The following is a 13909-nucleotide window of genomic DNA, read 5'->3' as shown; positions in this document are numbered from 1 at the left end:
GCGGCTACGTTTTTATTGTCAATGCTTTACCGCGATGGCTTTATTGCGGCGCAGACGTCGCACCTCCATGCGCCGCGGACCATTCGGCCGGCGCGTGCAGGAATTTCTCCACTTCGTCGATTGTCTTCGTGTCGAAGTAGTTGTTTTGCTTCGCTACGCGCAGCACGTCCCACCACGTGGCGAGCGCGTGCAGATCGACGTCGATGTCTTTCAGCACTGACACGCTTTCCTTGAAGATGTTGTAGTGGAACAGCACGAAGCAGTGGTTCACCGTCGCGCCGGCGGTGCGCAGTGCGTTGATGAAGTTGATCTTGCTGCGGCTGTCGGTCGTCAGGTCTTCGACGAGCAGCACGCGCTGGCCTTCGGTCAGCAGACCTTCGATCTGCGCGTTACGGCCGAAACCCTTCGGCTTCTTGCGCACGTACTGCATCGGCACCATCAGGCGGTCGGACAGCCATGCCGCGAACGGGATACCCGCGGTTTCGCCGCCGGCGACCGCGTCGATCTGCTCATAGCCGACGTCGCGCAGGATCGTCGCTTCGGCCATTTCCATCAGGCCGCGGCGCACGCGCGGATACGAGATCAGCTTGCGGCAGTCGATATACACCGGGCTCGCCCAGCCGGACGTGAAAATATACGGTTTCTCCGCGTTGAAATGCACTGCTTGCACTTCGAGCAGCATTTTGGCGGTGGTGTCGGAGATCGTCTGGCGATCGAAGCCTGTCATGGGCGGATCCTTCGGAGTGAGCGGGGGAGAAGCGGGCGCCGGGCCCGGTGGCGCAGCAAGCGGGGTATGCCGCGCCATGCTGGGCGGGATACGCGGCCGGGGGAAGAGCAAAGACCGGCTTTTGCTGCGCGCGTGGGCCGTTATTTTACCTGAAATGGGTCCCACCGAGGAGGCCGTCGTACGCGCCGCCGTCCCCGGTGGGCGCTTCGGCGCGTGCATCGTCTTGTGACCGGCTGAGGCCGCCTTTACACTCACGCGACTTTCCCGGGTGGCAACCCACGCAGCCGCCTCCAGACCAACGGAATGCTTTGAATGAACGCCGCTCCATCCGCCTCAGCCTCTGCCACCGAAACCCGTTTTGCCGTCAAGCCGGGCCATGCGGGCCGCGCGCTGCTCGCGTCGGTGCTGGGCTACGCGATGGACGGCTTCGATCTGCTGATCCTCGGCTTCATGCTGCCGGTGATCGCCGCCGACCTGCATCTGAGCTCGTCGCAGGCCGGCGCGCTGGTTACATGGACGCTGATCGGCGCGGTCGCGGGCGGCGTGCTGTTCGGCGTGCTCAGCGATTATTTCGGCCGCGTGCGCATGCTGACGTGGACGATCCTGATCTTCGCGGTGTTCACCGGCCTGTGCGCGCTCGCGCAGGGCTACACGGACCTCCTGATCTACCGGACCATCGCCGGCGTCGGCTTGGGCGGCGAATTCGGCATCGGCATGACGCTGGTCGCCGAAGCGTGGCCGGCGTCGCAGCGGGCGCGGGTGTCGTCGTATGTCGGTCTTGGCTGGCAGCTCGGCGTGCTGGCGGCCGCGTTGCTGACGCCGCTCCTGCTGCCGGTGATCGGCTGGCGCGGCATGTTCGCGCTCGGGCTGTTGCCGGCGGTCGTGTCGTTCTTCGTGCGGCGCCGCGTCGAGGAGCCGGCGCTTTTCAACCAACGCGTCGCGCGCGGCATGCGCAAGCTGCCGCTGAAACTGCTGTTCGTCGATGCACGCACGACGCGCGCGAGCCTCGGCGTCATGATCCTGTGCTCGGTGCAGAACTTCGGCTACTACGGGCTGATGATCTGGCTGCCGAGCTATCTGTCGAAGACCTTCGGCTATTCGCTGACCAAATCGGGGCTATGGACCGCCGCGACGATTCTCGGCATGGCGGCCGGCATCTGGCTATTCGGCATTGCCGCCGACCGCTTCGGCCGCAAGCCGACGTTCCTGTTCTACCAGGCGGGCGCAGTCGTGATGGTGTTCGTATATGCGCAACTGACGACGCCGATGGCGTTGCTGATCGGCGGCGCGGCGATGGGGGTGTTCGTGAACGGCATGATCGGCGGCTATGGCGCGCTGATTTCGGAGCTCTATCCAACCGATGCGCGCGCCACCGCGCAAAACGTGCTGTTCAACGCCGGCCGCGCGGTGGGCGGCTTTGGGCCGGTGGTGGTGGGCGCGCTGGCGGCGCGCTACTCGTTCGGCGCGGCGCTCGCGCTGCTCGCGTCGATTTACCTGCTCGACATCTTCGCGACACTACTTCTGATCCCTGAGCGACGCGGCGCCGAGCTCGACTGAGCGTGCCGCCGCCAATGGGCGGAAAAACACTGTCAGGTGCAGCGACTCCGCATTTGTAGTGGCTGTTTCGCCAATGGTGGGTTCTGTTAACCACTCAGTGCATCGACACTTCCGGGGTGTACACTGATCGACCCGCGAAGCACTCCGCATCGTCCCGTCTTCGTCGAGGTAAGTCATCGCGCCTTGCCGGGCGCGTGCGAAAACCGCCTCGGTCGGCTATCCATTCGACAGATGAAAACGCCGCAACGGTGTGGGGCGCCGGGCCCAATCACTTACGTCTCGCAGGCCTAGAAATGGACGAACAACTCAAGCAAAGCGCTCTCGCATATCACCAGAATCCGAAACCTGGCAAGATTTCGGTGACGCCCACCAAGCCGCTGTCGAATCAGCTGGATTTGTCGCTCGCGTATTCGCCGGGTGTCGCCGCGGCCTGTATGGCGATCCACGAGGAGCCGCTCGACGCGCAGAAGTACACGTCGCGCGGCAACCTCGTCGGCGTGATCACGAACGGCACCGCGGTGCTCGGTCTCGGCAATATCGGCCCGCTCGCCGCGAAGCCGGTGATGGAAGGCAAGGGGTGTCTCTTCAAGAAGTTCGCCGGCATCGACGTGTTCGACATCGAGCTCTCCGAATCCGATCCGGACAAGCTCGTCGAGGCGATCGCGATGCTCGAGCCCACGCTCGGCGGCATCAACCTCGAGGACATCAAGGCGCCCGAGTGCTTCTACATCGAGAAGAAGCTGCGCGAACGTATGAAGATTCCGGTCTTCCACGACGATCAGCACGGCACCGCGATCATCGCGTCGGCGGCGATCCTGAACGGCCTCAAAGTGGTCGGCAAGAAGCTCGCCGAAGTGAAGCTGGTCTGTTCTGGCGCGGGCGCCGCCGCCATTGCGTGCCTGGATCTGCTCGTCAATCTCGGTCTGTCGAAGAAGAACATTATCGTCGCCGACTCGAAGGGCGTGATCTACGAAGGGCGCGGCAACCTCGATCCGTCGAAGGAACGCTATGCGGCGCACACCGAAGCGCGCTCGCTCGCCGACGCGATCCGTGGCGCCGACGTGTTCCTCGGCTGCTCGAGCGCCGGCGTACTGAAGCCGGAGATGGTCGCCGAAATGGGCTCGCAGCCGCTGATTCTCGCGCTCGCGAACCCCGAGCCGGAAATCCGTCCGGAAGAAGCGCGCAAGGTCCGCCCGGACTGCATCATCGCGACCGGCCGTTCGGACTATCCGAACCAGGTCAACAACGTGCTGTGTTTCCCATTCATCTTCCGCGGCGCGCTCGACGTCGGCGCGACGACGATCACCGAAGAAATGAAGCTCGCGTGCGTGCGCGCGATCGCCGAACTGGCCGAGGAAACCGACCAGGGCGATGAGGTCGCGAAGGCCTACGAAGGCCACTCGCTCGAATTCGGTCCCGAATACCTGATTCCGAAGCCGTTCGATCCGCGTCTGATCATCAAGATCGCGCCGGCCGTCGCGCAGGCCGCGATGGATTCGGGCGTCGCGACCCGTCCGATCCAGGACATGGACGCGTACCGCGAACAGCTCGGCGCGACCGTCTATCGCTCGGGCATGGTGATGCGGCCGGTCTTCGCGGCGGCGAAGTCGGCACCGGCGCGCATCGTGTTCGCGGAAGGCGAAGACGAGCGCGTGCTGCGCGCCGCGCAGTTCGTGCTACTTGAAAAGATCGCGAAGCCGATCCTGGTCGGCCGTCCGTCGGTGATCGAGATGCGTCTGAAGAAGATGGGCTCGAAGCTCAAGTGCGGCGAAGACGTCGAGATCGTCGATCCGGAAGACGATCCGCGCTATCACAAGAGCTGGCAGGCGTATCACGAAATCGGCGCGCGCGAAGGCGTGACGCCCGACGTCGCGAAGGCTGCGATGCGCAAGTTCAACACGCTGATCGGCGCGATCCTCGTGCATCTCGGGGATGCGGACGGCATGATCTGCGGCATGATCGGCCAGTACCACACGCACCTGAACTTCATCGAGCAGGTGCTCGGCAAGGCCGACAACGTCGATAACTTCGCCGCGATGAACCTGCTGATGCTGCCGGGCCGCAACCTGTTCATCTGCGACACGTACGTGAACGAAGTGCCGACCGCCGAGCAGCTCGCCGACATGACGATGCTCGCCGCGCGCGAAATCGAGAAGTTCGGTATCACGCCGAAGGTCGCGCTGCTGTCGAACTCGAACTTTGGCAGCGCGCCGTCGTCGTCGTCGCAGCGCATGGCCGCGGCGCGCAAGCTGATCACGCAACGCGCGCCGTCGCTCGAAATCGACGGTGAAATGCACGGCGACGCGGCGCTGTCGGAGACCATCCGCAAGGCCGCGTTCCCGGGCACGACGCTCGCCGGCGAAGCGAACCTGCTGATCATGCCGAACGTCGAAGCGGCGAACATCGCGTACAACCTGCTGAAGGTGGTGGGCGGCGAGGGCGTGACGGTCGGCCCGTTCCTGCTCGGCGCGGAAAAGCCGGTGCATATCCTGACGCCGGCCGCGACCGTGCGCCGGATCATCAATATGACGGCGGTCGCTTCGGCTAACGCGCGCAAGTCGGTGAACGCGAAGTAACGTGCATCGCGCGGGGTTGAAGCGGGGGCGGCAGTAACGCGCGCGCGACGGCTTCGGTAAAGGCGCTACGGAATTGCGGTTCCGTGGCGCTTTTTTTGCGCCCGAAAAAAAGCGGCGGTCCGTGAAGACCGCCGCATTTCAGTTCAACTGCCAGAGTCGATCAGGCCGCGTGCTGCGTCGTCTTGCCTGCATCGGACGAACGCCAACGCGTGAGCAGCTCGTTCCACTTGATGCGCACGCCTTTCAGGTTGTTCTCCTTCACGTGCCCATAACCGCGGATGCCGTCGGGCAGGTTCGCGAGCTCGACCGCGAGATCGCGCTTCTGCGCAGTCAGCCCGCCGATCAATTCACGCACCAATGCCTCGTATTCGCCGATCAGCGCGCGCTCGGTGCGGCGCTCCTCGGTGTTGCCGAACACGTCGAGCGCGGTGCCGCGCAGGAACTTGAGCTTCGCGAGCACGTGCATCGCGCGGAACATCCACGGACCGTACTTCTTCTTCACCAGATGGCCGTGCGCGTCCTTCTTCGATAGCGTCGGCGGCGCGAGATGCAGATGCAGCTTCCAGTCGCCTTCGAACGTCGCGTTCAGCTTTTCGATGAACGCCGGGTCGCTGTAGAGACGCGCGACTTCGTATTCGTCCTTGTACGCCATCAGCTTGTGCAGGTTCTTGGCGACCGCTTCGGTCAGCGGCATTTGGCCGTCGGCGGAATCGAGCGCTTCTTCCGCGACCCGCACCTGCGACACCAGCGCGCGATAGCGCTGCGCGTACGCACTGTTCTGCCAGGCGGTCAGATAGTCGGCGCGCTTGTCGATCAGCGTGTCGAGCGCCTTCGGCGTATGCAGAGCGATGATCTTGCCGCTTGCGTTGTCGGCCGTCTCGCCGCGTCCCTGCGATTGCGCGAGCTTGCGTACCGCGGCCAGATCGTGCGCGGCACGCCGGCCCCATTCGAACGCGGCGCGGTTTTTCTCCACCTGCACGTTGTTCAGCTCGATCGCGCGAATCAGCGACTCGTGCGTGAGCGGCACCCAGCCGCGCTGCCACGCGTAGCCGAGCACGAACGGGTTCGTGTAGATCGCGTCGCCGAGGAGAGCGACGGCAAAGTGATTCGCGTCGACGGCCGAGACGTTGTCGTCGCCTGCCGCGGCACGCACGTCGGCTTCGGTGCTGCTGCCGGGGAAGCGCCAGTTTGGATTCTTGATCAGCTCGGCGGTCGGCGTGTGCGCGCTGTTCAGCACCACGCGCGTGCGATCCGCCTGCATCCGCGACACGCACTCGTCGCTGGCGGTCACGATCGCGTCGCAGCCGATCACGAGGCTCGCTTCGCCCATCGCGATGCGAGTCGCATGGATGTCGGCCGGGTGGTTCGCGATCTGCACGTGGCTCATCACGGCGCCGCCTTTCTGCGCGAGGCCGGTGACGTCGAGCACGGTGACGCCCTTGCTCTCGAGATGCGCGGCCATGCCGAGCAGCGCGCCGATCGTGACGACGCCGGTGCCCCCGACGCCCGTCACCAGCACGCCGTACGGACGCTCGATCGACGGCAGCTCGGGGTCCGGCACCGGCGGCATTTCGGCGCCGGCGCCCGACGCCGCCTTCGGCTTGCGCAACTGGCCGCCTTCAACGGAGACGAAGCTCGGGCAGAAGCCGTTCACGCACGAGAAGTCCTTGTTGCAGGTCGACTGGTTGATCTGGCGCTTCGTGCCGTACTCGGTGTCGAGCGGTTCGACCGACAGGCAGTTCGACTTCACCGAGCAGTCGCCGCAGCCTTCGCACACCGCCTCGTTGATTACGACGCGCCGTGCCGGATCGGGATACGCGCCGCGCTTCCGGCGACGGCGCTTTTCGGTCGCGCAGGTCTGGTCGTAGATCAGGATCGTGGTGCCGGGAATCTCGCGCAACTGGCGCTGCACGTCGTCGAGCTGGTCGCGGTGATGAATGTCGACGCCGGGCGCGAGGCCGACGTTCGCCGCGTATTTCTCCGGCTCATCGGTGACGATGACAATTTTCGCCGCGCCTTCAGCGGCGAGCTGGTGCGTGATCTGCGGCACGGTCAGCACGCCGTCGACCGGCTGGCCGCCCGTCATCGCGACCGCGTCGTTGTACAGCAGCTTGTAGGTGATGTTCGCCTTCGACGCGATCGCCGCGCGAATCGCCAGCAGCCCCGAGTGGAAGTAGGTGCCGTCGCCGAGATTGGCGAACACGTGCTTGTCGTTCGTGAACGGCGCCTGGCCGATCCACGCGACGCCTTCGCCGCCCATCTGGCTGAACGTGCTGGTGCTGCGGTCCATCCAGACCGTCATGTAATGACAGCCGATGCCGGCCATCGCGCGCGAGCCTTCCGGCACATTGGTCGACGTGTTGTGCGGGCAGCCCGAGCAGAACCACGGCTTGCGCTCGACTTCGACGCGCGGCCGCGCGAGCGCTTTTTCCTTCGCCTCGATCACCGCGATGCGCGCGGCGATCCGGGCGCGCACGTCCGACGGCAGATCGAACTTGTCCAGCCGCGTGGCGATTGCCTTCGCGATGATCGCAGGCGACAGCTCGTAGTGCGCCGGCAGCAGCCAGTTGCCCATCGGCACCGACCATTCGCCGCCGGCGCCGTCCTTTTCGTCGAACTTGCCGAACACGCGCGGGCGCTGCGCGTCGGGCCAGTTGTACAGCTCTTCCTTGATCGCGTATTCGAGGATCTGGCGCTTTTCCTCGACCACGAGAATTTCGTCGAGACCGCGCGCGAAGGCCTGCGCGCCTTGCGCTTCGAGCGGCCACACGCAGCCGACCTTGTACAACCGGATGCCGATACGCGAGCAGGTTTCGTCGTCGAGACCGAGGTCGGTCAGCGCCTGACGCACGTCGAGATAGGCCTTGCCGCCGGTCATGATGCCGAAGCGCGCGTGCGGCGAATCGATTTCGACACGGTCGAGCTTGTTCGCGCGCACGTAGGCGAGGCCCGCGTACCACTTGTAGTCGAGCAGACGCGCTTCCTGCACGAGCGGCGGATCGGGCCAGCGGATGTTCAGCCCGCCATCGGGCATCACGAAGTCTTCCGGCAGGATGATGCTGGTGCGGTGCGGGTCGATATCGACCGATGCGGACGATTCGACCACGTCGGTCACGCACTTCATCGCGACCCAGAGGCCCGAATAGCGGCTCATCGCCCAGCCGTGCAGGCCGAAGTCCAGATATTCCTGCACGTTCGACGGAAACAGCACCGGCAGCCCGCACGCCTTGAAGATGTGTTCGGACTGGTGCGCGAGTGTCGAGGATTTGGCCGCGTGATCGTCGCCGGCGAGCACCAGAACGCCGCCGTGCCGCGACGAGCCGGCCGAGTTGCCGTGCTTGAAGACGTCACCGGAGCGGTCGACGCCGGGGCCCTTGCCGTACCACATCGAGAACACGCCGTCGTATTTGGCGCTCGGGTACAGGTTGACCTGCTGCGAACCCCACACGGCGGTGGCCGCGAGGTCTTCGTTGACGCCGGGCTGGAACACGATCTGATGCGCGGACAGATGCTTTTTGGCTTTCCACAGCGACTGGTCGAGTCCGCCGAGCGGGGACCCGCGGTAGCCGGAGATGAAGCCGGCCGTATTGAGGCCAGCGGCGCGGTCGCGTTCCTGCTGCAGCATCGGCAGACGCACCAGCGCCTGGATGCCGCTCATGTAAGCGCGGCCGCGATCGAGGGTGTATTTGTCGTCGAGCGTGACGGAAGACAACGCGGCTTCGAGCGAGGCTCGCTGACCTGCGTCTAGCGGGGCATTCATTATGTGTACTCCTCCACTTCAGCTTGGGATCACCAAAACTTTTCTGGCCCCCGGCATCTCGTGAATGCTGGGGCCGGGGTCGTCATATTGACGGGTTTCAAGCGATGGTAGCACTGGTGGAAACCCGCCGCAGCGGATCAAAAATCGCCCGCGCGGAGTCTGATTCAGATGGTTTCGCTGCAAGTTGGCCGCGCGTTGTCACAGTTGGCGCCGATTTTCCGCGGAATCGAGTTGGGTTGTGCTTGCGCATGTAACAAGCTGTAAAACCTACAAATGTGCGGAACCGCAGTGAAAACCACTGTCTAATCCCCGACCTGCGAGCGATGCCGATCGCTGCGCATTTTGCGCAGCTTCTGGACAGCAGGGCAGTTAGAAAAGGAGTACGCATGAACACAAGAAACATCCAGAAGTTCCTGATGGTTTCCGCCGCATTCTTCGCGATGAGCGCGCCGATGCACTCGAATCCGGGCAGCACGGGGGCGCTGTCGAACGCGATCGTTCGCACGGCGCAGGTAGCGCCGGCGCAGGTCGGAACGATCGACGGTGCGACCGGCAGCAATGAGTACAGGCAGAATTCATGACGCGCCACATCGCGCGCGTCTTGTGACAACCGGCCGCCGTTTCGAAGAAGCGGCGGCGTGCAACGAAAAAGGGCGAGGATCCTGCGATCCTCGCCCTTTTTCGTTGCACGCCGATCAGGCGCGAGTCACCGCGATCAGGTCTTGTCCTGCACGACGCCGCGGCGAATCTGGTCGAGCTCGATCGATTCGAACAGCGCCTTGAAGTTGCCCTCGCCGAAGCCCTGATTGCCCTTGCGCTGGATGATCTCGAAGAAGATCGGGCCGATCTGGTTTTCGGTGAAGATCTGCAGCAGCAGATCGTCCGGCGCGCCGTCGATCAGAATCTTGCGCTTGCGCAGTTCCTCGAGCGGCTCGCCATGATTCGGCACGCGCCGGTCGACGAGTTCGTAGTAGGTGTCAATCGTGTCGAGCAGCGAAATGTTCGACGCGCGCAGGCCGTCGACGGTGCGGTAGATGTCGCTGGTGCCGAGCGCGATGTGCTGGATGCCTTCGCCGTGGTACGCGTCCAGATATTCCTGGATCTGACCGGCCGTGTCCGAGCCCTCCTCGTTGATCGGAATGCGGATCTTGCCGCAAGGCGAGGTCATCGCCTTCGACTTCACGCCCGTCACCTTGCCCTCGATGTCGAAGTAGCGCACCTCGCGGAAGTTGAACAGGCGCTCGTAGAACTCGGCCCATTCCTGCATGCGGCCGCGATGCACGTTGTGCGTCAGGTGATCGATATAGGTCAGGCCGTGGCCGACCGGATTGGGGTTCGCGCCGGGAAGCGGTTCGAAGTCGACGTCGTAAATGTCGATGTCACCGATGCTGTTCGGCGCGGCGCCGTTCTTGCCGCGCCAGCGGTCGACGAAATAGATCAGCGAATCGCCGATGCCTTTGATCGCCGGGATGTTCAGCTCCATCGGGCCGGTCTTGTTGTCGAATCCCCACGCGCCTTTTTCGAGCGCTTGAGCGTAAGCCTTCGCGGCGTCCTGCACGCGAAACGCAATCGCGCAGATCGACGGGCCATGCAAGCGCGCGAAGCGCTGCGCGAACGAATGCTTCTCCGCGTTGACGATGAAATTGATGTCGCCCTGACGATACAGCGTCACGTCCTTGTGACGATGTCGCGCGACGGCCGTGAAACCCATCCGTTCGAACAGTTTGCCGAGCGCTTTCGGGTCCGGCGCCGTGTATTCGATGAATTCGAAGCCGTCGGTGCCGACCGGATTTTCCCAAGTAGAAACCTGCATTGTCTGTCTCCAATCCCATGCAAGGGGGTTGCCGAGGCGCGCTGGCGGTGAGCGCGCGGGACGGTCGGCTGAGCGCGACCGGATAGGGCAAGTGTAGAACTGTGATGGAGGCAAGAACTTGCGAACTTAATCGTGCGTCGCTATTCTCGAGCTACTTTATGGCTCCATTCGAGCGAGACGTGGCAGAACATGGCTAATAGCGAGATAGATGCGATCGATCGACGCATTCTGGCGATCCTTCAGGAAAATGGCCGGCTGTCGAATCAGGAGATAGCGGAACGGATCAATCTGTCGCCGAGTCCGTGCCTGCGGCGGATTCGCCGGCTCGAGGAGAGCGGCGTGATTCGCGGCTACGTCGCGCTACTCGACGCGCAGCGTCTCGGACTCGACCTGCTTGCGTATGTCAACGTGCGGCTGGAGAAGGGCGGCGGTCGCGCGTTCAGTCCGCATGGCGAGGCCACCCACGCCGATCTGTTCGGCGCGGCCGTGCAGACGTGGCCCGAAGTGGTCGCGTGTCACGCGATGACGGGGGAGATGGATTACCTGCTGCGCGTCCAGGTCGAGGACATGGCGCACTTTTCGCGCTTCGTCCAGGATCAATTGCTGCGGCATCCATCGGTGATCGATGTGAAATCGAGCTTTTCGCTCGAAAAAATCAAGGAAACGACAGCGCTGCCCATTTTGTAGGCTTCACGCGTCACGCCCTGCGCATGGCGTTGATTTGGTACGGATAGAAAAAAGGGCGACCTTGCGGCCGCCCCAGTCTCAATTCCCCGTAGCGATTATTCAGGCAGCGACAGCCACCGGCATGAACGACTCGAACAGTCGCGATGCCTGGCGCGCGTGGCGCTTGAGTGCGTAGTCGAACACAGCGGCCTGCTCCTGCAGCATTTCCGCGAGGATGCTCGACTGATCTGCCGGCGACAGCGTCAGATAGGCGTCGGCTTCGCCGTACGCGTATTCGATCTTCATGCCGGCCTTTTTGGCGATGTGCATCATGGTCGAGTTGCGCGCCAGGCAGTGGATGTAGAGCGTCGTCACATGCGTGTTGCGGCTGCGGATCGCGGCGCGCTCGAACAGCTTCGAGCCGATACCGATGCCACGCGCGCTTTCGAGCACCGAGACGCCGAATTCGGCAGTGCGCTTGTTGCCTTCGGCCGGCAGGTAGGCCAGATGGCCTACGCCGCTCAGTTCCAGCTTGCTGTTGAACACGCCAAACACGGTGTCGCGCGTGAAGTCGATCGTGCGCACGTAGTTTTCGATTACGCGGTTCGGCACAACCTGGCCGAAGCGCAGCAGTCGGTCTTCTTCGTCGAGCGCGAGGAAGTGCGTGAGCAGGCGTTCGCGATCGACCGCGGTGAGTTCTCGGACCAGAACGTGCGCGCGTCCAGCAGACAGCGACGCGCGGTCGTTCGGCGCGATCGGCTCGGTGGTGCGAAGGCTCAGCGTGTTCATGGTCGGGTTCTCCTTTTAATCAGGCGGTGTTGTGCACCGCAAAACCGATTTTAGCGGAAACCCAAGCCATTCACTAGGGAAAACCCGTATCAAAAATTGACGTGATTACCTGGAACGCTGGAGCCCTAAATTTAGTTGTTTGATTTTTAAAGGAAATAAAAAATGAACGCACGTTCGGGACACCATGCCGCATGCATCCCGGGGCTGACATATTTCGTAGGAATGTTGTTGCTTTGCATCATCTAAGGCGCCGGTTCGGACCGTCGTCTCACTTGACCGGCGCGGTGCCGAGACCATGGTCGACCATGCCGACCACCTGTTCGGCAAACTCGCTATAACCCATGCGGCCGTCCGGCTTGAGCCACGTGAAGGTCCAGTTGATCATGCCGAACACCATCATCGTCAGCGCGGTCTGGTTGTCGCGCGTCGCTCGTTCGGGGTAGGCGCGCGCGAGTTGCCGCGCGAACGCGGCGACCACGTCGCGCTGGCGGTTCAGGATGATCTCGCGCTGCGAATCGACCAGATACTTGACATCGTTCAACAGCGCGACGTGCCGGCTGTGCGACGTCTCGTACTCGGACAGGAACGCGCGGATCAGCTCCGCGAAGGTTTCGCGCTCGCTCAGTTCGCGGCGCTGGCTCGACCCTTCCACCTCGGCGATGATCAGCATCAGCCGCTTCGTGTAGCGATCGAGCAGGTCGAACAGGATCGCTTCCTTGCTCTCGTAATAGTGATAGAGGCGCGCCTTCGAGGTGCCGCTCGCCGCGGCGAGATCGGCCATCGACGTGCTTGGGTAGCTGGTCTGCGCAAACTTCGCGGCGGCCAGTTCGAGAATCTGCTCGCGCTGGGTTTCGTGGTCGGGGGCTCGGGTGCGGGCCATAGTTGTCTGTTTTATCTTATTGGGGTGAGCAGGGAGCGGACGCCGCGCGCAGTTCGAGCGAGCGCCATTCGTTCGCGTCGCCACGCAGGTGGATGCGTCGTTGCGTCACGAGTTCGCGCATGCGCCATAGCACGATGCTGTCGCTGGCGAGATACCACAGTTCGGCGGTCATAACATAGGCGGCGACGCGCGCGGCGGGCTGCCAGTCGTCGCTTGCGCGTTCGAGGATCAGCGTGTCGAGTTCGGCAAAGCTGCCGTTCGTGAAGGTATTGTCACGCCAGCGCCGCGTCTCGCCGTTCGCCTGCTTGACCTCCTGCCATTCGAGCGCCAGCCGGCTGATGCGCAGCACGGAAATCGGCGCGGCGTCCGGCAAATGTGCCTGCAATACGTCCCGCGCAAACATGCCGACCGATGTCGCGTGGTCCTTGCGCGTATGCGCCCACGCTTGCGGATCGGCGCGGCCGGCGAGGTCGGCGATCGACAGACGCACTTCGTTCAAACGCTGCGGGCTGTTGCGCACCAGGTAGCAGACACGGCGCAGCATCAGCTGATCGGACGCGCTTTCGGCGTGCCACACAACGAGATTCGCGGTGTCGTTCGAGAGGCCGTCGAGCACTGCGGCCTGTTCGCGGAACTCGCGCACGAAGTCGCGCTGCGTGTCGGCGGTGACGCGTTCCCAGAAGTCGGCGCGCACGTACGGAGCGTCGTCGACGCCGCGTAGCGGGCCGACCGCCAGATCGTCGCGCAACGGCTGCACGCGATCGTCGCGGCCCGCCAGGGCCAGCGCGCTACGCAGCGACTCGGCGGCGACGTCGCCGTTGGTGAGGTGAATCGTGCTCATGGGCAAGGGCTTGCTGTGACGCTTGCAGCTGTAACAAAAAGAGGCGGCTCGCCGACTGGAAACCGACGTCCCAATCGATGAGCGGCCCCTAGTGTAAGCGGATCGCGAAACGGCCGAAAGCGGCGCCGGCCGTTACACGAAGCGAGTCCATACCCTGGCCACGAAAGCTCCAGGCTCATCGTTCGTCGTAACTGACGACGACCTTCTCGCTCACCGGATGACACTGACACGTCAGCACGAACCCGTCGCGGACCTCGTGTTCTTCGAGCGTGTAGTTCTTTTCCATCTTCACTTCGCCCT

General features: G+C 63.6%; 10 protein-coding genes and 1 pseudogene. 4 read left to right on the top strand and 7 right to left on the bottom strand.

Features of this window, described 5'->3' with window-relative positions; all coding sequences use genetic code 11:
• Nucleotides 1-40: 40 nt before the first annotated feature.
• Complete coding sequence (locus tag AB3X96_RS00055) at nucleotides 41-727, bottom strand: orotate phosphoribosyltransferase (RefSeq protein WP_013090785.1); 687 nt, start codon at nucleotides 725-727, stop codon at nucleotides 41-43.
• 312 nt (nucleotides 728-1039) lie between these two features.
• On the opposite strand from AB3X96_RS00055, the gene AB3X96_RS00050 reads away from it, so the two are divergent.
• A complete protein-coding gene (locus tag AB3X96_RS00050; protein WP_368588150.1) occupies nucleotides 1040-2284 on the top strand; it encodes an MFS transporter in 1245 nt (414 codons plus the stop codon).
• A gap of 293 nt (nucleotides 2285-2577) precedes the next feature.
• Nucleotides 2578-4860, top strand: a complete 2283-nt coding sequence (locus AB3X96_RS00045; protein ID WP_368588149.1) for an NADP-dependent malic enzyme — start codon at nucleotides 2578-2580, stop codon at nucleotides 4858-4860.
• Between the two features lie 160 nt (nucleotides 4861-5020).
• Here the strand turns inward: AB3X96_RS00045 and AB3X96_RS00040 are convergent, their stop codons facing one another.
• Nucleotides 5021-8620 carry an indolepyruvate ferredoxin oxidoreductase family protein gene (locus AB3X96_RS00040; protein ID WP_368588148.1) on the bottom strand — a complete coding sequence of 1200 codons (3600 nt, stop codon included), beginning with the start codon at nucleotides 8618-8620 and terminating at the stop codon, nucleotides 5021-5023.
• A gap of 386 nt (nucleotides 8621-9006) precedes the next feature.
• On the opposite strand from AB3X96_RS00040, the gene AB3X96_RS00035 reads away from it, so the two are divergent.
• A complete protein-coding gene (locus AB3X96_RS00035) occupies nucleotides 9007-9201 on the top strand; it encodes a hypothetical protein (RefSeq protein ID WP_368588147.1) in 195 nt (64 codons plus the stop codon).
• Between the two features lie 134 nt (nucleotides 9202-9335).
• Here the strand turns inward: AB3X96_RS00035 and hppD are convergent, their stop codons facing one another.
• Nucleotides 9336-10433 carry a 4-hydroxyphenylpyruvate dioxygenase gene (gene hppD / locus AB3X96_RS00030; RefSeq protein ID WP_368588146.1) on the bottom strand — a complete coding sequence of 366 codons (1098 nt, stop codon included), beginning with the start codon at nucleotides 10431-10433 and terminating at the stop codon, nucleotides 9336-9338.
• A gap of 189 nt (nucleotides 10434-10622) precedes the next feature.
• On the opposite strand from hppD, the gene AB3X96_RS00025 reads away from it, so the two are divergent.
• Nucleotides 10623-11120, top strand: coding sequence for an Lrp/AsnC family transcriptional regulator (locus AB3X96_RS00025; RefSeq protein ID WP_013090779.1), 498 nt, complete (start codon nucleotides 10623-10625; stop codon nucleotides 11118-11120).
• Between the two features lie 99 nt (nucleotides 11121-11219).
• Here AB3X96_RS00025 and AB3X96_RS00020 read toward each other — a convergent pair whose 3' ends face one another.
• From AB3X96_RS00020 to AB3X96_RS00005, 4 genes and pseudogenes are all read right to left on the bottom strand, one after another.
• On the bottom strand, nucleotides 11220-11888 hold the full coding sequence (locus tag AB3X96_RS00020; protein ID WP_368588145.1) for a GNAT family N-acetyltransferase: 669 nt from the start codon (nucleotides 11886-11888) through the stop codon (nucleotides 11220-11222).
• 268 nt (nucleotides 11889-12156) lie between these two features.
• Complete coding sequence (locus tag AB3X96_RS00015; RefSeq protein ID WP_176110084.1) at nucleotides 12157-12768, bottom strand: TetR/AcrR family transcriptional regulator; 612 nt, start codon at nucleotides 12766-12768, stop codon at nucleotides 12157-12159.
• Nucleotides 12769-12784: 16 nt separating this feature from the next.
• On the bottom strand, nucleotides 12785-13609 hold the full coding sequence (locus tag AB3X96_RS00010) for a DUF1835 domain-containing protein (RefSeq protein ID WP_368588144.1): 825 nt from the start codon (nucleotides 13607-13609) through the stop codon (nucleotides 12785-12787).
• A 175-nt stretch (nucleotides 13610-13784) separates the two neighbouring features.
• Nucleotides 13785-13909: pseudogene (locus AB3X96_RS00005) on the bottom strand (phenylacetic acid degradation protein); the annotation flags it as partial.

Origin of the sequence: Paraburkholderia sp. BR13439 (assembly GCF_040948805.1) — a bacterium.
GTDB classification, from domain to species: domain Bacteria; phylum Pseudomonadota; class Gammaproteobacteria; order Burkholderiales; family Burkholderiaceae; genus Paraburkholderia; species Paraburkholderia youngii.
The sequence above is the reverse complement of the archived record's forward strand: the minus strand, read 5'-3'. Positions and strand labels throughout refer to the sequence as shown.